The 20,219-nt window shown below is 63.4% G+C and carries 11 protein-coding genes; 4 read left to right on the top strand and 7 right to left on the bottom strand.

Features of this window, described 5'->3' with window-relative positions; translation table 11 throughout:
• Window positions 1-316: 316 nt before the first annotated feature.
• Both ISS97_RS05720 and ISS97_RS05715 read right to left on the bottom strand, forming a co-directional pair.
• Window positions 317-748 carry a universal stress protein gene (locus ISS97_RS05720; protein WP_379986159.1) on the bottom strand — a complete coding sequence of 144 codons (432 nt, stop codon included), beginning with the start codon at window positions 746-748 and terminating at the stop codon, window positions 317-319.
• Window positions 749-902: 154 nt separating this feature from the next.
• Entirely contained in the window at window positions 903-2,999 is a 2,097-nt protein-coding gene (locus ISS97_RS05715) for a M13 family metallopeptidase (protein WP_379986157.1), read from the bottom strand.
• Between the two features lie 121 nt (window positions 3,000-3,120).
• On the opposite strand from ISS97_RS05715, the gene ISS97_RS05710 reads away from it, so the two are divergent.
• The 3 genes from ISS97_RS05710 to ISS97_RS05700 all read left to right on the top strand — a co-directional run bounded on the left by ISS97_RS05710 (window position 3,121) and on the right by ISS97_RS05700 (window position 4,925).
• Complete coding sequence (locus tag ISS97_RS05710; protein WP_379986155.1) at window positions 3,121-3,492, top strand: DUF5329 family protein; 372 nt, start codon at window positions 3,121-3,123, stop codon at window positions 3,490-3,492.
• Between the two features lie 177 nt (window positions 3,493-3,669).
• Window positions 3,670-4,083 carry a VOC family protein gene (locus ISS97_RS05705; protein ID WP_379986154.1) on the top strand — a complete coding sequence of 138 codons (414 nt, stop codon included), beginning with the start codon at window positions 3,670-3,672 and terminating at the stop codon, window positions 4,081-4,083.
• A gap of 122 nt (window positions 4,084-4,205) precedes the next feature.
• Window positions 4,206-4,925: a hypothetical protein gene (locus ISS97_RS05700; RefSeq protein ID WP_379986153.1), complete on the top strand. Its 720-nt coding sequence runs from the start codon at window positions 4,206-4,208 to the stop codon at window positions 4,923-4,925.
• 94 nt (window positions 4,926-5,019) lie between these two features.
• Here the strand turns inward: ISS97_RS05700 and ISS97_RS05695 are convergent, their stop codons facing one another.
• On the bottom strand, window positions 5,020-8,382 hold the full coding sequence (locus ISS97_RS05695) for a GH92 family glycosyl hydrolase (RefSeq protein ID WP_379986152.1): 3,363 nt from the start codon (window positions 8,380-8,382) through the stop codon (window positions 5,020-5,022).
• A gap of 316 nt (window positions 8,383-8,698) precedes the next feature.
• Here ISS97_RS05695 and ISS97_RS05690 point away from each other — a divergent pair, with 316 nt between their 5' ends.
• Window positions 8,699-10,171, top strand: a complete 1,473-nt coding sequence (locus tag ISS97_RS05690; RefSeq protein ID WP_379986151.1) for a DHA2 family efflux MFS transporter permease subunit — start codon at window positions 8,699-8,701, stop codon at window positions 10,169-10,171.
• Between the two features lie 672 nt (window positions 10,172-10,843).
• Here the strand turns inward: ISS97_RS05690 and ISS97_RS05685 are convergent.
• The 4 genes from ISS97_RS05685 to ISS97_RS05670 form a co-directional block, all read right to left on the bottom strand.
• Complete coding sequence (locus ISS97_RS05685; RefSeq protein ID WP_449757859.1) at window positions 10,844-14,593, bottom strand: translocation/assembly module TamB domain-containing protein; 3,750 nt, start codon at window positions 14,591-14,593, stop codon at window positions 10,844-10,846.
• A gap of 23 nt (window positions 14,594-14,616) precedes the next feature.
• Window positions 14,617-16,401, bottom strand: coding sequence for an autotransporter assembly complex protein TamA (locus ISS97_RS05680; RefSeq protein ID WP_379986149.1), 1,785 nt, complete (start codon window positions 16,399-16,401; stop codon window positions 14,617-14,619).
• A gap of 553 nt (window positions 16,402-16,954) precedes the next feature.
• Window positions 16,955-19,582, bottom strand: coding sequence for a glycosyltransferase family 2 protein (locus tag ISS97_RS05675; RefSeq protein ID WP_379986148.1), 2,628 nt, complete (start codon window positions 19,580-19,582; stop codon window positions 16,955-16,957).
• 141 nt (window positions 19,583-19,723) lie between these two features.
• Window positions 19,724-20,191 (bottom strand): Dps family protein, encoded by a 468-nt coding sequence (locus ISS97_RS05670; protein ID WP_379986147.1) that lies wholly within the window; start codon window positions 20,189-20,191, stop codon window positions 19,724-19,726.
• Window positions 20,192-20,219 lie beyond the last annotated feature (28 nt).

The following is a 20,219-nucleotide window of genomic DNA, read 5'->3' as shown; positions in this document are numbered from 1 at the left end:
TGACCAAGACGGCATCTACGACCTCTTCTTCGCCCACCACTGCCTTGCCAGTATCGACCTGCGCGAGGCCGACTAAACTGTTACCTATGTCCTGGCACGTTTGTTACCCATGTGTCCGGTCCATACAGGCAAGCAAAGAAAAGTGACCCGGCTCGCGGCAGCGAGACGGAAGCCCGCCGCAGGCGGACCAGAACACGCAGACGCTAAAACCGAACGACAACGCCACTGGATTCCGGCCTGCGCCGGAATGACGAAATAGGCAGGGTCTCACGAGAACCCAACCCTCTCCCCAAAAGGGAGAGAGATAAATGCGCGCTCAGTGGCAAACCAACACCGGCACATCACAACTCAAAATCACCTTATGCGTCGTATTACTGAGCAGCAAGCGTTCCAAGTTGTTGCACTCATGCGCATCCATCACGATCAAATCACAACCATACTTAGTCGCCACACCAGCAATCACCGCATAAGGCCGGTTGTCGAACAAATACTCCACCTCGCAAGGCACGTTAGCCGCCCGCGCCATCTCGCTCACCTTGGCAAGGTTTGCCTCGGCGCGCTCGCGCGCATGCTTGCGATAGACATCGCCCTGCAGCACATCGGCAAAGAAGTTCACCGCCGGCAACGGTGTGAGTACGTGAAGCGCCCGGACACGTGAACCGAGTTGGGCGGCCAGCTGGATCCCGGTAGTGACAGCGCGCATGGCGGGATCGGAGCCGTCCGTGGGAATGAGAATGTGCTTGAACATGATGGACTCCTTGCAGCGCAAGGTCGCACGGCTTCCGTCTCCTCGCTGCGTAATCAGTGTCGCGCGGTCTCCGTGAAGAGTTTGCGTGTCTTTCGCCGGCACAAAAAGGGCCGCACTCCGAAGAGTGCGGCCCGGTTGAACCAGAGACCTTGGCTTACCAGATCTTCACGCGATCCTTCGGGGCCAGGTAAAGCTTTTCGCCGGTTACCGACTTGAACGCGCCGTACCAGGCGTCGATGTTGCGCACGGTCTGCGCGCGGAAGGTGCCCGGCGAATGACCGTCGGTCACGACCTGTTGCCGCAGCGCCTTCTCGCGGGTCTTTTCGCGCCACGATTGCGCAAAAGCGAGGAAGAAACGCTGGTCGCCGGTCAGGCCGTCGATGACCGGCGCCGGCTTGCCGCCGAGCGACTTCTGGTACGCCGCATAGGCAATCGCCAGGCCGGAGACATCGGCGATGTTTTCACCCAGGGTCTGCTGGCCGTTGATGTGCAGTCCAGGCAGTACCTCATAAGCGTTGTACTGCTCGACCAGCCGTTGGCCAGCGGCCTTGAAATGCGCCTGATCCTCGGGAGTCCACCAATTGGAGAGGCGGCCCTGTGCGTCGAATTCGGCGCCGGTGTTGTCGAAACTGTGGCTGATTTCGTGACCGATCACCGAGCCGATCGAACCGTAGTTGGCGGCGGCATCGGCCTTGGGGTCGAAGAAGGGCGCTTCCAGGATCGCCGCCGGAAAATTAAGGGCGTTCTGCAAGGGCAGGTTGACCGCGTTGACCGTTTGCGGGGTCATCCACCACTCGCCACGATCCACCGGCTGATCGAGTTTGGCCAGTTGATGCTGGTATTCAAAAGCGTCGGCACGCAGGCGGTTGCCCAGCGCATCGTCCGGCCGGATGTCCAGCGAGGCGTAGTTGCGCCAGGTCTCCGGGTAGCCCACGCCGACTTTCAACGTGGTGATCTTGGCTTTGGCCTTCTGCCGGGTGGCCGGTGTCATCCAGTCGATGGTGTCCACACGGTCGTTGAAGGCGGCCATGATGTTGCTGACCATCTGCTGCACTTGCTGCTTGGACGACGCCGGGAAATAGCGCTTCACGTAGATCTGGCCCACTGCATCGCCGAGGGCGCCGTTGGTGGCGCCGATCGCGCGCTTCCAGCGGTCGCGCTGTTTGGGCGTGCCGTTGAGCGTGCGGCCGTAGAAGTCGAACGCCATGTCGGCGTAGGCCTTGGGCAGCAGGTTGGCGCTGCGGTTGAGTTCATGGAAGCGCAGATAATCCTTCCATGCCGGCAGTGGCTCGCTGGCTACCAGGGCGGACAGCCCGCGGATGGCGTCTGGTTGCCACACGATGACCTGTTTCTGCTTGGCCAGTCCGGCAGCGCCGAAGTAGGCGTTCCAGTCGATACCCGGCGCCTTCTTACTGAAATCGGCAAGGTTCCAGGGGTTGTTCGCCTTGTGCACGTCTTCGCTGTCGACAATGCTCGACTGTGCCTTGGCGATCTTGGTTTCCAGCGCAAAGATGGCCTTGGCCTTGTTCTCCGCGTCCGGCGTGCCGGCCTGCTTGAGCAGCGCCGCAATGTAGGTCTGATACTTGTCGCGGACGGCAGCCATGCTCTTGTCGTCCGACAGGTAGTAGTCGCGGTTGGGCAGCCCCAGGCCACCCTGCAACAGGTACGGCACATTGTGGGACGGGTCCTCGAGGCCCTGCGCAACGAACAAGCCGAACAGGTTCTGGGTCCACCAGTTGGTGGCGTTGACCGGATCCACGTCAGCGCGCAGGCCATTGCCCAGCTCGGTGGACAGGTCGCCCGTGGTCTTGATGGCGTCGATTTTCGCCAGGGCGGGCTTGAGTGGATTCAAGCCTTGTTTTTCGATAGCGGCCTCATCCATGAAAGCGGCGTAGTAGTCGGCAATCTTGCGTGCATCGGTACCAGCGGCCGGGTTGCTCTTGCCGGCATCGCGGATGAGTTCGGCATTGCGCTTCTCGGCGAGTTCGAACACTTTGAGGAAGATGCCGGTGCTGGAACGGTCAGCTGGAATCTCGGCGGTCTTGGCCCAGGCGCCGTTGGCATAACCGTTGAAATCATCTCCGGGCTTGACCGCGTGATCGACGCCGGCAAGATCGATGCCCGATGCGCTGCGGGCTTCCGGCCCGGCATGGGCCGCAGCCGGCTTTTGTTGCGATGCGGCGGGCGCTGCGGCCAGGGTCGAGGCGCCGCCGAGAACAGCGGCAGTGAAGATCCAACGGATGTGCTGCATGGCGACGTTCCCAGTCATGAGTGAGGACGCCAACGATAGCCCCGGCCCTCACGGTTTGGGGGTATGACCAATGGGCTAGCATGCGCCTTCGTGAATTCATGCGACCTTGCAGGGGCATCCGATGGGCTTGGGCCGATACCTGATGTTTGTGCTGATGACGGCCTTGCCTGTATCAGCCGCGCAAGCAGCGCTCGATGCGAAGGGGCAACAGGAAGTGAGGGCGCTGCTCGCCTTCGTAGGCGCCAGCCACTGCACCTTCATCCGCAACGGCAGCAGCTACAGCGCCACCGAAGCACAGGCGCATATGCAGCAGAAGCTCGACTACCTGTTGCGCAAGGATCGGGTGAATTCCGCCGAGGAGTTCATCGAGCGCGCGGGTAGCGAGAGCAGCATGAGCGGGAAGCCGTACAAGGTCAGCTGCGATGGAAAAGAGCAGCTGTCGGGGGATTGGTTGCGGGAGGAGTTGGAGCGGTTGCGGGAGGTTGGTGGATGAGAGGCTATCTGGGAAGCATGCATTCGCCGAGGGCGTAGTCGCTGGTTCTTTGCGTTGCCGGCTTCACGCGGGATAAGTCATTTTTCAACCCTTGTCGATTTCCCCCATTTCCACTCGTCGGTAAGGTGCCGCGGTAATCCCTCCGCGGCTTATATCCAAAGGTAAAGGTGAAAACTAATGAGCAAGAAAATCTTCGTTAACCTGCCCGTGACAGACCTGAAGCGATCAAAGGCGTTCTACGAAGCCGTTGGCGCGGTCAACAATCCCGCATTCAGTGACGACACCGCGGCATGCATGGTGATCTCCGATGCGATCTACACGATGCTTCTCACGCACGACAAGTGGCGCCAGTTCACGAGCAAGCCGATCGTCGACGCACATGCGGACGCGCAGGTGCTGCTCTGTCTGTCAGCGGATAGCCGCGAAGAGGTGTCCGGTCTGGTGGATAAGGCGAGCGGTGCAGGCGGTAAGGCGGACCCTACGCCCGTGCAGGACTACGGCTTCATGTATGGCCGCAGCTTCGAGGACCCGGATGGTCATATCTGGGAAGTGATGTGGATGGACCTCAGCGCCATCCCGCCGCATGGCTGAGCATTTTTTCAACGAGAAAGCGTTTCGCGTCTAGTCGCGTCACATCGGGGATGTCCGCTTCCGACCCGAAGCGGATGTTCCGAAATAGGTCGCTTCAACTCGAATAGTCTGGGAGAAGACCGATGACACCTGTGGGCCAGCGTTTCCTGATGATCTATGCGGGTGTGTTGACCGCTGTCTTTGCCGTGACGGTGCTGAGCGGCTTTGTGCAGGCGCCTCGGACGATGACGCTCGAGCAATTGGACGTGCAGCGCATCAATGTGCGCGAGCCGGATGGCACGCTGCGGCTGGTGATTTCCAACGCCGACAAGACGGCGGGCATCATCATCAAGGGCAAGGAGTATCCGCACCCGGATCGTAAAGCCGCCGGCATGATCTTCTACAACGACGAAGGCACCGAGAACGGCGGCCTGATTTTCGGTGGCGAGAAAGACAAGGACGGAACGAAGCAATCCCACGGGCATCTTTCCTTCGATGCGTACGAGCAGGACCAGACAATGGCGCTGGACTCGCATCAGGAAGGTGGTACCCGCTACACCAAGCTGCAGTTCAATGATTATCCGGACTACTCGATCCTTGAGGAAATCCAGTTGATGACTGCGATCAAGGATCTTCCGAAGGATCAGCAGAAGGCGAGGATGAAGGCCTTCTTCGACCAGCACGGTGGCCCGACCACGCGTGTGGTGCTCGGGCGCGGTGCTGATAACGGTGTACTGCTTGCGCTCAATGACACGCAGGGTCATCAGCGCATCGTGATGAAGGTTGCTCCGGACGGCACGCCTTCGCTGCAGATGCTCGATAGCGCTGGCAAGGTGACAGGCGAGCTGGTGCCCAAGCACTGATCCATGGATGGTCCGGAAGCGCCGGGTGTGCGGCTTCTGAAGCGTCATGCCTGAGCGATCCGCCCGCTGCCGGATCGCTCAAGACATGTGGCGGTCAATGCCCGCCGATAAGTTCGATTTCCGCGAGCGCCATGCCCGGCTTCTCGCCCTTGCCGAAGCGCAGGCGGTAATAGTTGTAATCGCCCGGCTTTGCCACGCTGAATACGCGCGTCTGTCGCGGCCACGGGAAGCGCTCGCCATGGCGCGTATCGAGCGTTACCCAGCGCTTGCCGTCGCTTGAAGCTTCTAGCGTCCAGTTCTCGGGGGCGGGCTGGGTGGCGGCTGAGGTGAGGGTGTACATGGCGACGCGTTGTGCGCCCGAGGCACGCCAGATCACGGTCGCGCCGGTATCGGGGAGGTTTGCTTCGGTGCTTGCATCGTTGTCGAACAGCGCGGCCAGATGCGCGATGGCGGGCTCGCTGCGCAGCTCGCCTTGTCCGCCGTCAGTGAGGTCGCGCGGTGGCTGTGGGGTACCCTGCTTGGTCAGTGAGTCGGGCAGGGCGGCGGCATCGCTGGCCCAGGTGGATGGCTGCGGCCCCATGTCGAAGTCCAGCGTGGCGCCCTGTGCGAGCAACGCGTGCGGTAGGGTCAGCCGGTTCCACGGCTTGCCGTTGACGCGAAGGCTTTGCACGTAGCGGTTGCGGTCGCTGACGTTGGGCGCGTTGACCACGATGTGTTTGCCGTCGTCGAGACGGATATCCATGTGCGGGTAATAGGGTGCGCCGATGACGTACTCCGGCGTGCCCATGCGCAGCGGGTAGAAGCCGGCAGCGCTGAACAGGTACCAGGCGGACATCTCGCCATTGTCTTCGTCGCCGGGGTAGCCCTGGCCGATTTCGCTGCCGATATACAGGCGTGAGAGCACATCGCGCACTTTGTCCTGGGTTTTCCAGGGCTGGCCGGCGTAGGCGTACATGTACAGGATGTGGTGCGAGGGCTGGTTGCTGTGACCGTACTGGCCCATGCGCACATCGCGCGCTTCCAGCATTTCGTGGATGGGCTCGCCGTAGCTGCCGACGTGGAACTCGCCGGGCGTGGCGAAGAACTGGTCCAGCTTCGCGGCCAGTGCATCGCGACCGCCATACAGTGCAGCGAGGCCGGCGCCGTCGTGCGGTGCGTGGAAAGCCATGTTCCACGCATTGGTTTCGGTGTAGTCGTCGCCCCAGCGCAGCGGATCGAAGTTTTCCTTGGTATAGCGCCAGTGTCCTTGCGCATCGCGACCGACGAAGAACCCGACGTCGCGATCGAACAAGTTGGCGTAGCCCTGCGCACGGGCGTGGTAGTAGGCGGCATCGTCGATGTAATGCGTGCGATACGGATCGCTGGCGTCGTTCTGCCTGGCCAGAGCTGCTGCCAGATTGCCGATGGCGAAGTCATTGATATAGCCGTCCATCGACCAGGACAGGCCCTCGCTCACGGCAGTATCGACGTAGCCGTTGAACACGGAGCGCTGCAGGCCCTTGCGGCCGGCGCCGGCGATGGGGCTTGCCACCGAGGCGTCTTTGAGTGCTGCCTGATAGAAGCTCTTCACGTCGAAGTTGTGGACGCCTTTGAGCCAGGCATCGGCGAAGGCGACGTCGGCGCTGGTGCCGACCATCAGGTCCGCATAGCCCGGCGAGGACCAGCGTGCGATCCAGCCGCCGTCGCGGTATTCCTGCACGAAGCCATCGATCATCTCGCCGGCCTGCTTCGGCACCAGCAGGCTGTAGGCGGGCCAGGCGGTGCGGTAGGTATCCCAGAAGCCGTTGTTGACGTAGACCTTGCCGTCCACGATGCGCGCGCCGGTATGCGTGGGCGTGTCGGTGCCGGTCGGCGCGGAGAACGGGCTGGCGTAGCGGTAGGTGGGGCGCTCTTTGGTGCCCGTGTTCTCGTACGCCGAGTTCGGGTACAGGAACAGGCGATAGAGATTGGAGTACAGCGTGGTCAGCTTGCCGGGGTTGGCGCCTTGCACACTGACGATGCTCAGCTGCTCGTCCCAGCGCTTCTGCGCACGCTCGCGCACGTCGTCGAAGCTGTCGCCGGGTGCGATCTCCATCGCCAGGTTGCGCTGTGCCTGCTCGACGCTGATCAGCGAGGTGGCGATGCGCAGCGTGACGGTCTTGTTCTTCGACGTATCGAAACCGAGCCACGCGGCGACATGGTCGCGTCCTTCACCGCTCAGGCGGCCGCTCTCGCTGACGGGCTGATCCAGCGTGGCGTAGAAGAACAGGCGCGTGGCGCCCGTCGATAGGCGGCTTTTGACGTCGGAGTAACCGCTGAAGCTGCGCCCCGCCGGATCGAGCGTGATGCCGCCCTGATCGTTGCGGTTGTCGAACACCAGTTGCGAGCGCGCGTCGGGAAACGTGAAGCGGAGCATCGCGGCGTGATCGGTTGGCACCATCTCGCCGACGATGCCGTTGTCCAAACGCACTTTGTAGTAGTCCGCACGGGCGGTTTCGTTGGCGTGGCTGAAGCTCAGCGCGCGCTTTGCCCGGTTCGCGCTGGGTGCGCCGCTGGCGATGCTGGCCGGCATGAGCTGGAACGTCTGGCGGTCGCCCATCCACGGGCTGGGCTCGTGCGAGAGCGAGAACGCTTCGATGCGCGGCCGGTTATCGGCGCCGTTGCGCTGCTGGTACTGATACATCCAGTCGGAGCCGGCGTCCGTCACCGGCGTCCAGAAGTTGAAACCGTGAGGCAGCGCGACGGCAGGGAAGTTGTTGCCGCGCGAGAAATTGGCGTTGGAGTTGGTGCCGCGCCGGGTGTCGACATAGCCGCTGGGGCGCCCGTGTTCCGGCTCGGCCATGGCGTCGCCGATGCGCAGATCGTCCAGATAGCCTTCCACGGCGGCGGCTGGACCATCCTGCACGAGCAGCATGCGCTTGATGGTGCGGCCCGCCGCGACGTGTCCGAGATCGACGGAGAGGTAGTTCCATTGATCGGGATACAGCGTGCGGCTTTCGCCCAGCGCGCGTGCACTGGCGGCGACGTGATGTTGATCCGCCGCCTGCAGTGCGGACAACCGGCTGCCATCGTCGAAGACCAGATCGATGGCGGCATAGGTGGCTGGATTGCGCAGGTCGCCCGCGTTGGCGCAGGGGAACAGCACGTAGGAGAGCTGGGTGCGTTCGGTGACCGGAATGGATACGTCGAAGACCCCAGCTTCCTGCGGCTTGCCGGCGTTGCCGCGGTAGTGCAGCGCATGCAGGCCACTGAAGCCGACGCCGGGTTTGGCGGTGAGTGAGGCGGCTTCACTGGGGCCGCCGCCGACCTGCACGGTCAGCGAACCGCGGCTTGAGGCCAGCGGTGCGGGTTCCCCCGGTTCGAAGGAGCGGAAGAATGCGTTGTCCTGGGCGGCCAGTACGCCTGGCAGGATGAGCAGCAGGGTCCAGAGCGGATGGCGCTTGCTCTGCGCCGTGATGGATCGAAGCCGGTCATGCATTCGCCACTCCCCTTGATTGAGCGCGCCCGCCAGGAGGCGGCGGATGCGTAAGAGCCCGATTTAAATCGTTCTAAATTTGTGCTGTCAAACCGCAACGCAGCATGGCGGGCATGGCGAACAGGGCTATCTTCGCGTTGATGTCGATTCCGGACCGGGTGGTTCGACGCAGAGGTGTAGGAGCCCACCCTGTGGGCGAAAGCCCTGCGAAGCAGGGCCGATGTTTGCCCGAAGCGTTGTGGTGTACAGCCCTTACGGGCCGTTTCGCCCACAGGGTGGGCTCCTACAAAAATGGACTTACATCACTAGAGAGCGATCCATGACGAACGAATCCATCCAAGTTCCCACCACCGCCAGCGAACCCCATCGCGATCGCCGCTGGGTAGCGTTGCTGGTGTTATGCATGGGCGTGCTGATGATCGTGCTGGACACGACCATCGTGAACGTCGCGCTGCCTTCGATCAAAACCGATCTGAAGTTTTCCGACACGGCGCTGGCGTGGGTGGTGAATGCCTACATGCTGACCTACGGAGGCTTTCTGCTGCTGGGTGGACGGCTAGGTGATCTGTACGGGCACCGCCGTTTCTTTCTGCTCGGTATTGCGCTGTTTACGCTGGCGTCGCTGGCGTGCGGGTTGTCGCAGACGCAGGGATCTCTGATCGCCGCGCGCGCGGTGCAGGGGTTGGGCGGTGCGGTGACGACGGCGGTGGCGCTGTCGCTGATCATGGATCTGTTCACCGAGGCGGCGGACCGTGCCAAGGCGATGGGCATCTACGGTTTTGTCTGCGCGGGTGGCGGCAGTCTCGGTGCGATGTTGGGTGGCGTGCTTACCAGCAGCCTGACCTGGCATTGGGTGTTTCTGGTTAATCTCCCGATCGGCATCGCGGTGATCGTGTTTGCGCCGCGCCTGTTGCCGGCGTCGTCGGAGTCCGGAGCCACGAGGCATCTGGATGTGGCCGGAGCGATCACGGTGACGGCGGCGCTGATGCTGGCGGTGTATGCCATCGTCAACGGTAATGAATGGGGTTGGACCTCGGCGCGTACGCTCGGCGAACTCGCTGTGGCCGTCGCGTTGCTCGGCCTGTTCTTGCTGATCGAGTCGCGCGTGCGCAAACCGCTGATGCCGCTGCGCATGTTCCGGCTGCGCAATGTGGCGGTGTCCAACATGGTCGGTGTGTTGTGGGCGGCGGCGATGTTCGCGTGGTTCTTTCTTTCCGCGCTGTATATGCAGTTGGTGCTTGGCTATGGGCCGCTGGAAGTGGGGCTGGCGTTTCTTCCGGCCAACCTGATCATGGCGGTGTTCTCGCTGGGCATCTCGGCCAAGATGGTGATGCGTTTTGGCATCCGCCGTCCGATGGCGGTGGGTTTGCTGCTGGCGGCGCTGGGGCTGTTGTTGTTTGCGCGTGCGCCGCTGGATGGCCATTTCGTGGTCGACATCATGCCCGGCATGATCCTGCTTGGTCTTGGTGCGGGTGCGGCGTTGAATCCGGTGTTGCTGGCGGCGATGAGTGATGTCGGGCCGTCGGAATCGGGGCTGGCTTCGGGGCTGGTCAATACGGCTTTCATGATGGGTGGTGCGTTGGGGCTGGCGATTCTTGCGAGTCTGGCGGCGTCGCGGACTGAGGGGATGTTGTCTGCGGGCCATGAGTTGAATGTGGCGTTGCTTGCTGGTTATCGGGTGGCGTTTTTGGTGGGGGCGTGTTTTGCGGGGCTGGGTGCGGTGCTTGGGGCGGTGTTGTTGCGGACGCGTGGTTCGGAGGCGGAGGGTGAGGTTGCGGCGTCTGCTTCCTGATTGCGTGGAAGGCTGCGGGTGTGTGGTGCGTTGGTGAGGTGAGTGTTTTGCTCCCTCTTCCGCTGGGAGAGAGCTAGGGCGAGGGCACGGTCCTTGTGCCATTCCCACCTACTCGTCATCCCTGCGTAGGCAGGGATCCAGTGGTGAAGCGCTTCGATGTTCGAGTTGTCGCGACCGGGTTCGCCTGCGGCGGGCTTTCGAACCGCTGCCGCGGTCCGAGTTACTTTTCTTTGCTTGCCCACGCACCCGCAGGAGCGGGTGCGAACAGCGCAGCTGGCCCGAAGGGCGGAGGGCATGGATGCCCGGAGTAAAGAAAAGTAACCAAAAGAAAAGGCACCCCTCTTGCGCGCCCTCCGGCTACGCCTACGGGTTCGTGAGGGTTGGCCGGGCTTTTCGACAGGACATCCATGTCGTGTCGAAAAGGCGCAGGCGTCCTGCCTGCGCCCCCTTCGGGGCCTGATCGTCCAACCCTCACCGCTCCACAGGGGACCCGGTGACGGGCTCGCTTCGCATCGCCTTTCAGAGCATTTAGAACAACAGCTCCCTCTCCCCTCCGGGGAGAGGGTTGGGGTGAGGAGTGGGTGCTCGGGATCGCGTTGCTACGTCAGCATTTCGATTGTGCTTGGCGAGTGCGAAATATCCCGCTGTACGCCGCACCCAAAGCCACGCCGCTTATTTCTCGATGCGGTAGTTGAGGCTGGCGCGGCTGAAGTCGGTGGCGTTTTGGGCTTCGAAGTGCCAGCGGTTGCTGAGGCGGTAGCGCAGGGTGATGACTTGGCCTGGTTCGAACAGGCCGACGCCGTAGCTGAGGTAGAGGCGTGGCGAGAGGAATTTGCCGACGGTGAAGGCGGAGGTGCCGCCGAGGGCTTCGTTGCTGGATACGCCGACGTCGTCGAGGCCGATCTTGGAGCCGATGCTTTTGGCGAGGAAGTCGCCGGCGGCGGAACCCAGGGCCTGTGCGGCGGCGCCGACGGCGCTGCCTTCGCCGCCTTTTACCTGCGATAGCGGTTTGCCGGTGATCAGGTAGGAGAGTGCATCGGACTGTTCCATCACCGGGTTGGAGTACACGGTGAGTACGGGGCGCTGTGCGGTGCCGGAGACGTAGAGGCCGACTTTCTGGCCTTCATCGATGGTGGCGTTGGGGTTGAGTTTGCGCGCCGCGCGGATATCGAGGCCGGGGTTGTCGATGGGGGTGCTGGCGAACAGCAGGCGGCCTTGTTCGATCTGCAGGCTCTGGCCATAGGCCTTATAGATGCCGTCGACGGTGATCTGGCCCTGGCCGGTGGTGGTACGACCGGGGCGTTCGGTGACGGTGAGGGTGCCGCTCAGGCGGCCGTCCAGGCCAAGGCCGACCAAGTGGGTCTTACGGCCGAGGTCCACTTTCACTTGTGCGGTGATGGGCAGGCTCTTGGCCTGCTCCTGTGCCTGTTCCTGATCGACGATAACGACATCGGACGAGGCTTTGGTGGCACCGGCGCCGGGGAGTTTGGAGACATCTACATCGGCGCTGTCCAGCGTCACGCTGCCGCCGACGTTGAGGCCTTTGTCGTCCTGGGTGAGTTGCAGGTCGGGGGAGATGATGACCTTGGCGGCGGGAATATCCGCGGCGGTGAACTGGCTGCCCTTGAACGTCAGCTCGCTGCGCGCGTCCTGGCCGATGCCGGCGTAGCCGCCGATCTGCAGCGTACCCTTGCCGGATTGCACGCTGCCGCTGATCAGGAACTGTTGCGCATTGCTGGTGCTGACCACCAGCTTGCCCTGGGTCAGCTTGAGGCCGGCGACGGGCACTTCGGCCGCGAAGCCGTTGACGTTGGCCTGGCCGGCGACCGATGGCTGCTTGAGCGTGCTGCCGAAACGGAAATGGCCGTCGATGCCGCCTTTCACATTGGCGATTTCGTTGGTGAAAAGCTCGATGAAGGCGAGGTTGTTGAGGCGAAGCTCAAGCTGGCCATCCAGCGCCTGTTGCGCGCCGGTGATGCCGATCTGGCCGTCCAGACGGCCGTTGTCATTGAGGTTGGCGCGCAGTGTCGCGCGCTGGCTGCTGGGGCTCAGCTCGGCTTGCAGGGCGAGATCGTTGTAGGCCAGCAGCGGACGGTCGGGGTGTTCGACATAGGTCACCGTACCGCGCGGGGAAGTGATCGACGCGGTGCCGCTGAGCGCACCGGCAGCGTTGCGGCGGATCTGGCCGCTGCCGCCGAGCGTGCCTTCGGCGCGCATCGGCAGCCCGGAAGAACTGGCGAGCGTCATCAGCAGCGCCAGCGGCAGATCGCGCAGGCGATAGTTGGCATCGAGGTTGCCAGCCTTGTCCTGTTTGGCGGCAAGGCATAGCTGTGGCTCGCCAGCGGTCAGGCACAGCTCGGAGAGATTCATCGCGCCGTCGTTGTAGCCGAGCTGCGCCGGTTGCTGCAGCCGCCAGCGCGGCAGGCCTTGCGGCTCCAGGTCCAGTGTGGACAGCGTGCCGTTCCAGGCCGAACCCTTCAGTGCGCCGTTGAGTGCGAGTTGGGTGGACAGCTCGGTGCCCTTGGCTTGCAGGGTCAAGTTGTGGCGAGCTGCGGTGCCGTCGCCGCGCAGGTCGATGCGCTGGAAAGTGAGGCCGCCGAGATTGGCGTGGCCGGTTTCCAGATCGAGTTTGCCGCCGGGATTACTGAGGTCGGGCACGTCGGCGACGAGGCGCAGGCTGTCGATCTTCTGCCCGGCGTAGACGACGCCCTGGCCTTGCAGGTTGCCGGTGAGCGCGAGCTTGGGCTGCTTGCCGCGCAGGCGGAAATCGCCGTTGAGGCGGCCTTGCGCATCCGGTAGCCAATCGCCGAGCGAGGCCACGGCGAGCATGATGTCGATGTCGTTGGTGTTGCCGGGCTTCGCTGTGATCTGCACCGTGCTGCCGCCGGAGGCGAGATCGAGCCTGCCGTCGATCACTTGCTGCGGGGTGAGGTGCAATTTGCCTTCGCCACGCACCTGGCGATCGCGCAGACGGCCGGCGAGTTTGCGGATTTCGACGGTGGCGTCCGGTTGATCCTTGGGCAGGGTGCCGGCGGTGGTGATGTCGAAATCCAGCGCGCCATTCCAGCCAGCGAACAGCTGGCCGGGATCGAGCTTGTTGGCGGTGGCATCGAGTTGCCAGGCCAACGCGGGTTGCAGGGTCAGCGTGCCCTTGGCCTGCATGCCGCCCTGCGCCTGCTTGAGTTCCAGCGTGTGCAGGGTGATGAGCTGCTGTGTACCGTCGAGATTCAGCGCGAGCTTGGCGAGTTTGCCGGGCGGGCCGACATCGATGTCGCCTTCAGCGTGGAAGGCTTCGACACTGCCACGTGCTTTCAGGCTGCCGCGGCTGGCGAGGTCCTGGCCGACCAGCGAAGCGGGCAGGGCGAGATCCTTCCATTGGATCTGCAGATCGCCGCTGACCGGTTGCGCACCGAGCTGCACCACGCCGCTGGCTTCGACGGTGCCCTTGATCTGCGGCGAGCCCAGGCTGAGCTGTTCGAGGTTGAGGGTTTTGAAGTCGTCGCTGAAGTGCGCGCGCAGCGGCTTGAGCAGGAGCTGATAGTCGTTGAGATCGACCTGTCCGTTGAGTGTGCCGCCGTGGCGGTCACCGCTGCCTTGCAGATCGAGGCCGAGCGCATGCAGGGAACTGTCGCCCAGCAGGGGCTTCGGATCGAAGCGCGGCGCATCGAGTTTCGCGGTCCACGCGTAGTCGCCGCCTTGTGCCACGGTGAGCGTCAGCTGCGTGGCCATCGGCTGGGTGAGCTTGAGCTCGGTCTTTACGTGCTTGCCATCGCCATGCGCTTCGAGGCTGCCGGCGTATTCCACTCCGGCGACCTTCCAGCTGAAACCGGCGGCGCCGTCGCCTTGTTCGCCCGCCTCGACGGCGAGCGTGCCGGTGAGGTCGGCATGGCCGTCGGGCGCACGCAGCATCAACTTGCGCAACTCGATGCCCTTACTGGTCCACTGGCCGGCGAGATCGAGACTGTCCGAAGCGAATAAGGGCTGGCCCGCCTCGGCGATGCGCACGCTGCCGACGTGCGCCTGGTCGATCACGAAATCCAGCGGAGGCTTGAGCGAGAAGCCGCTTTGGCCGGCGGGTTCTTCTTTCGGCTTGGGCAGGGCGACGTCCACGCCATCCACCTGCAGGTCCAGCACGTGCACGCGCTTGCGCAGGAGCGGCCATACGCGGAAATCGAGCCGCGCGCTGGCGATCTTCGCATCGAGGCCCTCGCCATCGGCGTAACGCACGCCGGTGAGTTGCAGCGGGCCGATCAGACGCCCCTGAGCCTGTTGCACACTGAGCGCACCGTGCGTGGCCTGTTCGGCGCGGGCAAGCGCGAAGCGCAGGCCGCTGGCGCTGCCGAGCAGCCACCACAGCACGGCCACCACGAGCAGAAGCAAGGCGCAGAGAACGATGGCGATGCGCTTGAACCACTTCAACATGACGGTTCCCGATGCTCCCTGGGTCATAGATCCGGCCCGATCACCAGATGCAGTTCCACGCCGTGCTTGTCCTTGTCGTGGATCGGCGTGCCCACGTCCACACGGATCATGCCCACTGGCGACAGCCAGCGTAGGCCGAGGCCGGCGCCGACGCGCGGACGGTAATCCACGCCGCTGAAGGCATTGCCCGCGTCGACGAAGGCGGCCATGCCCCAGTTCTTGGTGAAGTAATGCTCCACTTCGGTGCTGGCGACCAGCAGACTCTTGCCGCCGATCACGCGGCCGAAACTGTTCTTCGGACCGATCGACTGAAAACCGTAGCCGCGCACCGAGCGATCGCCGCCGGCGAAGAAGCGCAGCTGCGGTGGCAGCGCATCGAAATTGTCGGTCCAGGTATAGCCGGCACTACCGCGCAGAATCAGGCGGTCGCGACGCGTGAAGGCGTGGATCCATTTCGCATCGGCCGCCACCTGGCTGAAGCTGGCGTCGGAAAGCAGTGTGCCTACCGTGCTGCGCGCATAGATGTCGATCGACCAGCCGTTGCGCACAAAGGTAGGGTTGTCGGCCTTCTTGCGCGACAGCGACGCCTCTGGATAAAGCAGAGTGCTGCGGCCATGCTCCAAGCCTTCGGCATTGTCTTTCTCGCCGCTCTGCTTGCCGACGGTGAACGTGCCGGACAGGGCGTGCAGACCGATGGTGCGGGTCCAGCCGTGCCACAGTCGCGTTTCATTGGCGACCAATTCCAGCGTGCGGGATTTCGACGTGGTGGTATCGGCGTCGCGGTAGTTGGCGCCGAAGTTGAAGCTGCGCTGGTTGTCGCCCGGCATCGGGATCGAATACAGCGTGGACAGCGTTTTCAGGCGCTGTGCCAGCACGATCTCATTCTTCCATTTGTGGCCGCGCCGGTTGATCCAGCGCCGTTCCATGCCGGCGCGCACGCCCACGCCGGTGTCGGTACCGATAAAGGGGCCGCCGGTGTAGATGGTGCGCTTGGCCGGCGCCAGCTGCACGGTCACGTCGACCACGCCGTCCTTCGCTTCGTCGACATCGGGCAGCACGTTGACCACCGAGAAATAGTCCGCGCCGTTCAGCGACTGCTGGAGCTGGAGCAACTGGTCCTGCGAAAAATAGTCGCCGGATTTGAAGGGCACGTAGCGATCGAGAAAGCCCTCGCGGAACTGCGAGCCCTCGAAATGGATCTGGCCATAGCGGTAGCGCTTGCCTGTTTCCCACGCGAGCTTGATCGCGGCGCTGTGCGCTCCACGGTTCACTTCCACGCGGCGGGTGACCAGGCGGGCGTTGAGAAAGCCGTTGGCGGTGAGCGCGGAGCTCAGCGCATCGCGCGCGGTGTCGTAGGTGCCATCGTTGAGCTGCTGGTCCTTTAGCCGTTCGATGGCGCGCTTGGCGCGACGGATGCCGGGAATGTCCGCGGCCTGCTTGTCCAGCGATATATCGACCGAGGTGATCACCACCGGTTCGCCGGGCGTGATGTGCAGCGTGACGCGCCAATCGGTGCCGACCTGTTCGATGCGTCCGGTCACACTCGCGTCGTAGAAGCCGTAGGGCGCCAGCACCGCCTTGACCTGATCCGGTGCGCGTTCATACAGACGCTGCACCTGTGCCTCGCTGGCTTCGCGCGTGGCGTATTGGGATAGCTCGACGCCCGCGATCACCGGCCCCTTGAGCGTGTCGTCCACGCCATCCACCACCAGCTGCACACCGGCATGCGCGAGTGTGTTGAGCAGCAGCAAGGGCAGGGCGATCAGGCCCAGGCGTCGACGAAGGCAACGCTGACTACGTATCGCCATCGTCACCAGCCCTGTCGGTTCGCAGGCCGCAGGACCGTCGGCGAAGGCAGACGGGTGGTCTGTCGAGACGGCTGGCCGAAGGCATGCGAACCGACAGGGCTGGCCCCACGTATAAAATTTAAGGATGGAGTGATGCCTGGAAGGCTCGCAGGCGTTGCCGCGCGGCTTGCCAAGACAGCCAGTCTTCCCTGCGCCACGCGGCAACGCCTGCGAGCCTTCCAGGCATCATGACGATGGCGATACGTAGTCAGCGTTGCCTTAGGGCGCATGCACAGGTTCCATCCAATGAGGCGGCGGGCGAACGCATCACCCAGGACCGAGCTTAACGGGTGAAAGCTGGACCGCAAATGGACAGAGGTGGTTCTCGGACTGTGCCTAAAAGGCGTGCGGACTGAAGCGGAAGCTCCACTAGCTCGTCATTCCGGCGCAGGCCGAAATCCAGAGTCATGGATTCCGGTTGTCGAGTAGCCACTGTAGTACTTGCTTGTGGGAGGCCGCACGACAATCGTGCGGCAACACTCTGGATTCCCGCCTGCGCCGGAATGACGCGTGCTTAGCCCGCCTTGTCGCCGGCCTTGTGCGCAATCCACGCGCCCACCACCGCCGACATATAGGGAATCGCCTGTGCCGACAAGATGAACATCCACAACTTACCTTCGATGTACTGCGTGCCGAAGCTCATCGCCATGCCGATCACGCACAGCGTCAACGCGCAAGCCATCAGCAACTCCTCGCGAACCGGTGCGAACGCGGCGAAGTTGCTGCCACCGAGGCGCCGGCTCTTGGCGGTGACCACGAACGAAGTCTTCTCGCGCGTGAGGCCGTGCAGGATGCCGCGCGCGATGGCGTGCGACAGGCCCATGCTGGCCAGCGACGCCATCAGCGTGTCGTACCAGCTGCAGGGAACGCGGGCGCGATAGAGCACGATGCCGAAGATCGCCTTGGCGAAGAAGAAGCCGATCACCGGAATCAGGAACAGCTGCATCGGCAGGTTGAACAGGTTCGGCGCTGCGACCATGCCGGCGGTCCAGAAGATCGCCATCAGGGTGAAGATCAAATGCAGCGCATCGGCGAACCAGCTGAACCAGCCGGTGAGGAAGTGGAAGCGCTGGCCGGCCGTGAGCGGACCCTTCTTGGTCATCCAGTCCCAGCGGCCCTTGAGGATCTGCATGGCGCCGAAGGCCCAGCGGTAACGCTGGCTCTTGTACGCCTTGAAGTCGGCCGGGGTGAGACCCTTGCCCATCAGTTCGTCGACGTAGACCAGTTCGTAGCCGGCGTGCATCAGGCGCAGGCCGAGCTCGGCGTCTTCGCAGATGGTCCATTCCGACCAGCCGCCGGTGCCTTCCAGCGCCGAGCGTCGCACCATGGTCATGGTGCCGTGCTGGATGATGGCGTTGCGCTCGTTGCGATGGTGCATGCCGATGCGGAAGAAGCCGTCGTATTCCCACGCGGTCATGCGGCGGAAGCGGTTGTGCTCGAACTCGCGGTGCGCCTGCGGGCACTGCACCACGGCCACCTTCGGATCGTGGAAGTGGCCGGTCAGCGTGGACAGCCAGTCGGCGCGCACTTCGTAGTCGGCGTCGATTACCGCCACCACGTCCGCGCTCGGGTCGGTTTCCTTCAAGCCGAAGTTCAGCGCGCCAGCCTTGAAACCGGGCCACGGCTCCAGATGGAAGAAGCGGAAGCGGCTGCCCAGCTTCTCGCAGTACTCCTGTACCGGCTTCCACACCGCCGGGTCCTTGGTGTTGTTGTCGATCACCAGGATTTCGTAGTTTTCATAGTCGAGCGCGGCGAGCGAGTCGAGTGTGACGATGACCATTTCCGGCGGCTCGTTGTAGCAAGCCAGATGGATCGACACGAACGGCTGCTTGGCCGGCGGGTCGGGACGCAGCATGCCGGCATGGCGTACCCAGCCGCGGCGCCACAGCACCTCGGTGAACTCGAAGCCGTTGATCAGCAGGATGGCGAGGATCGCGATCTGGGCCGGGAACAGCAGCACCAGCATGGTCCAGTCGATCCAGCTCAGATAGAAATTGAAGGGTAGGGTGGCCGACCACACGATCAGGCCGCAAGCCAGCTGGATCAGCGCGGCGAAGAAGAACCGGCCCATCAGCTTGAAGCGCGTATAGCGGCGCGCGAACCAGATCATCGGCAGCAGCGCCAGCAGGCTGGCCGCCAGCGCCTTCCACGGCCAGCCGGTGTCCTCGGTCACCGCGCCGGTGAACGGGAATTTCAGCTGGCGATCGGCATTGAACATGCCCCAATAGGCTTCGGTGCGGCCGGAAAGCTTCTCCTTCCACGGCTGGTCGAAGGCCTCCATCACGTAATAGTCGATGTGCTTCTGCTTGGCCAGGTTGAACCAGTTGCGCAGGAAGATCGCCTCGTTCGACACCGACGGGTCGGCGTACTGGAAGCGGTCGCCGTTCGAAGGCCAGCCGATTTCGCCGATAACGATCGGCTTGTTCGGGAACATCTTGCGTAGCGTTTCGTAGCTGCCCAGCGCGTCGGCGATGGCAGGCAACGCGTCAATGCCCTTGCCGGGGCCGGTGACCGGAACACCGTTCCAGTAAGGGAACAGGTGGACGGTGATGAAATCGACGTGGTCAGCCAGTTCCGGGTATTTGGCCCAGATGTGCCAGGGTTCGGCGATCGACACCGGCTGCTTCAGCGCCGCGCGGGCGCGATCGGCATAGGCCATCAGCTGTTCCGGCGGGAGGTCGTTGCGGAACAGCACTTCGTTGCCCACGATCACGCGGGTGATCGAGTTGGGGTAGCGGCGCGCCTGGGCGATCAGCGCTTCCAGCTCCAGCTCGTTATTGTCCAGGCGCCGGTCGATCCAGGCGCCGGCCAGCACATCCAGGTCGTCCTTTTCCGCCAGGCGATAGACCTGCGCGTTCTGCAGCATGGAGTAGGTGCGGATGCGCGGGGTGTAGCGGCTGATCAGCTTGAGATCGCTCTCGATCTCGTCCTCGCTGGGAAAATCGTTCTTCAGCGGGTTCTGGTAGCGCTGGAAAGCGGAGAGCGCGAAGCCGCCGATCGGGCCTTTCCAGTCTTCCGGGCCGTGAGGGAGGTTGCTCCACCACCACAGCCCAATGTTCATCGCGGCAACGATCAGCGCGAGCAGGATGGCTGCAAGCAGCGGGTGCCGGCTGTTATGGGTGGCTGCTGCGGTAGCGCTCAAGAACAATCCCCGTGGTTGCCTCTCACACGAGGCCCTAAAGCTCGGGGAGCTTACCGAGCCTAGGCGGCCGGCTCAACAAAAGCCGGCCGTAGTGGTCAGCGCGAGGTCAGGCCGGAAGCGGCTTCCGGCGCTGATGGACGATCACTTGAGCAGCGAGCGCAGCATCCAGGCGGTCTTCTCGTGCTCCTTGAGGCGACCGGTAACCATGTCCGCGGTGCCTTCGTCGCCACCGCCGTCGGCGACCTTGATGGTCTCGCGGGCGGTGTGGGCGGCGATTTCATGGCCCTCGACCAGCTGGCCGACCATGTCTTTCCAGTCCGGCACGCCGACTTCTTCTTTGATGGTGGTGAGTTTGCCGAACTGGCTGTAGGAGCCGGGTGCGAACACATCGAGGGTGCGGATGCGCTCGGCCACCTCGTCGGCAGCCAGCCACAGCTCGTTGTACTGCGTCTCGAACATGGCGTGCAGGCTGTTGAACTGCGGGCCGGTGATGTTCCAGTGGAAGCTGTGGGTCTTCAGGTACAGGGAATAGGTATCGGCCAGCAGCTTGGAGAGCTGTTTGGCGATCTGTTCGCGATCCTTCTTGGCGATGCCGATGGAAATGGCCATGTGGGTTCTCCTTGATCCTGAGCTTGAT

The organism is Dyella koreensis (genome assembly GCF_044904565.1).
GTDB lineage: Bacteria > Pseudomonadota > Gammaproteobacteria > Xanthomonadales > Rhodanobacteraceae > Dyella_D > Dyella_D koreensis.
Note: the sequence above shows the minus strand (reverse complement) of the source record. Positions and strands in the feature narration are given on the sequence as shown.